The following is a 2786-nucleotide window of genomic DNA, read 5'->3' as shown; positions in this document are numbered from 1 at the left end:
GTCATGGGGCCCGGTATGGGGCATGGTCGACGTGCCCGAATCGGCGCCATTGCAACGCGATGCGATCGGGGGAATCGTCCGATACTCCGGCTGATGACCTAGAACTGCAAGATACCCTTCCCATACGGCCGCCAACGCGGCCGCCGGCGTGCGCGACGCCGTCTTCAGCCGCGTCGCGCACGCCGGCGGAACTCAGCCGACGATGACGGCGAGGTTCCAGCGCGGCAGCGTCAGCTCGTCGCCGGCCGCGACCCTGTCGCCCTCGTGCAGCGTCAGCGCCGCCGTCGCGGCGTCGTCGACCAGCCCGTTCGTCGCGATGATCTTCGGCGCGACGACGACCTCGCCCGTGGCCGGGGATGCGAACGTGACCGGTTCGGCGGAATAGTTGAGCAGGTACGTGACGTGCTCCCCCGCCGCGTTGACGCCGCGGCGCACGCTGACCTTGCCAGCGAGCGCGGCCACGGTCGCATCGAATCCGGCGTGGACGAGCGCCTCGCGCAGCACCGCGCGCGTCGCGTCGGCGTCGAGCACCGTGCCGATCCATTCGGCCGTGCCCTTGCCGAACGCGTGGCGGACGATCGCCGGATAGTCCTTCCACGCGTAGTGGCCGTAGTGCGCAAGCACCTGCGCATCGTCGGCCGGCTTGAGCAGTTCGATGAGCTCCTCGGCCTGCACGTCGCGCCCGGCGACCTCCGCGGCGTCGGCCAGCGGACCGCCGGCGAAATCGACCGTCACGCGGCCCTTCGGCGGCGTGAACTGGTTGTAGCTCATGCCGAACACGTCGGTCAAGTCGTGCGGCGCGCGATCGTGCCATACGGTCGTATCCTCGTCGGCGACGAACGAGCGCAGCGTCGAGACCAGGTGACCGCCGTCCGCGACGTACGTGCGCAGCCGCGCGATCGTCTCGTCCGGAGCGCTGTACAGCGCGGGCGTCACGATCATCGCATAGTCGGCCAGTCGCTCCGCGGTCGCGTCGGCCGGCACGAAGTCGCATTCGACGTTGAGCTCGAAGAGCGCGTCGTAGATGCGGCGCACCACGTCGTTGTATTCCGCTCCCCCGCCCCAGCTGGTGCCGGAGGCGATGTGGAAGCCCTTGAGCGCGGAGAGCGCCTCGTTCGACACCATGATCGCGACCGTGTTGCGCTTCCTGAGGTGGATGAGCCGTTCGCCGATTTCGGGACGGGCGACCTCGCGGCCGAACACGCCCGCCTCCTCGTAGGTCGGGTTCGGTTCGAGATCGTGGCTGAGCAGGCCCTTCCAATACGTTTCGAACGAGTTGTGGATCGAATGCCAGTGCCAGTATTCGACCATGTCCGCGCCGGACGCAAGATGCGAGTAGGCCTGCAGACGGATCTGGCCGGGGAACGGCAGCCATCCGTGGTTGCCCTGCGCCTCGGTTTCGAGCACGAGGTAGTTGGCGCCGTCCTTGAGCGAACGGGTCAGGTCGCCGCCGAAGCCGATCTCCTTGCCGGTCAGGTCGTCCTGCGTCGGGTGGTAGATGTCGCAGCCGGCGATGTCGAGCGTGCGGGCGGCCTTGAAGTGGTCGACGGCCGGCTGCACGCCGTACGAGCCGCCGCGCCAGTCGAAGTCGAAGTTCTGCGTGACGAACTGGTCGTCGCGTGCGTATTCGCGCACGATCGTCGCCTGCCAGTCGAGGAATTCGGCGACCTGCCCGCGGCGGAACCGGTCGAATTCGCCGCGCAGCGACTGGTTGATCGTATTCGTGACGTCGGGGAAGTCCTCCCACGCGTTGATGCGGTTGGACCAGTAGTCGAGTCCGAAGTGCGCGTTGAGCGCGTCGAGATCGTCATGGAACCGTTCGCGCAGATGCTTGACGAACAGCGTCTGCATGTCCGGACTGACGGAATCGTAGTACTTGGTTTCGTTATCGACCTGGTAGCCGATCACGGCCGGATGCTGCGCGACGTGCGCGATGAGCTTGCGGATGACGCGCTCCGCGTAGTAGCGGTACGATCCGTTGACGATGTCCATGATCTGCCGCGGACCGTACTTACCGGGACCGTTCGGCGTGACGGCGAGCACGTCGGGATGCATGCGCACCAGCCAGGTCGGCACCGCGTAGGTCGGCGTGCCGACGATGACGCCGATGCCATGACGATGGGCCGCGTCCAGCGCACGGTCGACGTGGTGGAAGTCGAAGACGCCGGGCTGCGGCTCGCACGTGCTCCACGTTGATTCGGCGATGCGGATGACGTTGATGCCGGCCTTGTTCATCATGTCCATGTCGGTTTCGATACGGTCCAGATCCTTGGGCATGTACTCGTCGTAGTACGCCGCCCCGAACAGGATATGGTCCACGGTTCGCTTGCTCACTTCGGCTCCTTTGCTGCCTGCGATTGACTTCAACGTAAAAGATTCTACTGTCGGCCTACCCCAGACACATGAGAGAACCCACATAAGCCAATTGCGTGGTGTTTTTGTCTTGTTGGTGTCGTCCCGGTAGGAGTTTTCCACCAGTCGGTTCGCCTCGTGGCGATTTTCTCTTGGTGGCGGTATGCCAGTGGGAGTTTTTCCGCCATGTGGTTCGTCTTGTGGCGGTTCTGTCTCGTTGGGGATCGTTTAGCGGGTGTTTTCCGCCGTGCGGGGTGCCACGCGTCTCGTGCGTGACGGTTTTGTCTTGCTGACGGTGTCCCGGCGTGTGTTTTTCGTCGTTTGGTTCGTCGTTGTGTTGTGTGGGTATGAGAAAGGACCCCGGGAGCCGTGTGGCTCGACCGGGGTCCTCATCAAGTGTGAATGCGGCGGTGTGCTACTCTCCCACACTCTAT

The 2786-nt window shown here is 64.8% G+C and carries 1 protein-coding gene; it reads right to left on the bottom strand.

What is annotated here, in order from left to right:
• Positions 1–192: 192 nt before the first annotated feature.
• Positions 193–2334 carry a beta-galactosidase gene (locus tag JS533_RS13475; RefSeq protein WP_241515320.1) on the bottom strand — a complete coding sequence of 714 codons (2142 nt, stop codon included), beginning with the start codon at positions 2332–2334 and terminating at the stop codon, positions 193–195.
• Positions 2335–2786: the final 452 nt, after the last annotated feature.

It is taken from the genome of Bifidobacterium amazonense (assembly GCF_018555435.2).
Taxonomy (GTDB): domain Bacteria; phylum Actinomycetota; class Actinomycetes; order Actinomycetales; family Bifidobacteriaceae; genus Bifidobacterium; species Bifidobacterium amazonense.
The sequence above is the reverse complement of the archived record's forward strand: the minus strand, read 5'-3'. Positions and strand labels throughout refer to the sequence as shown.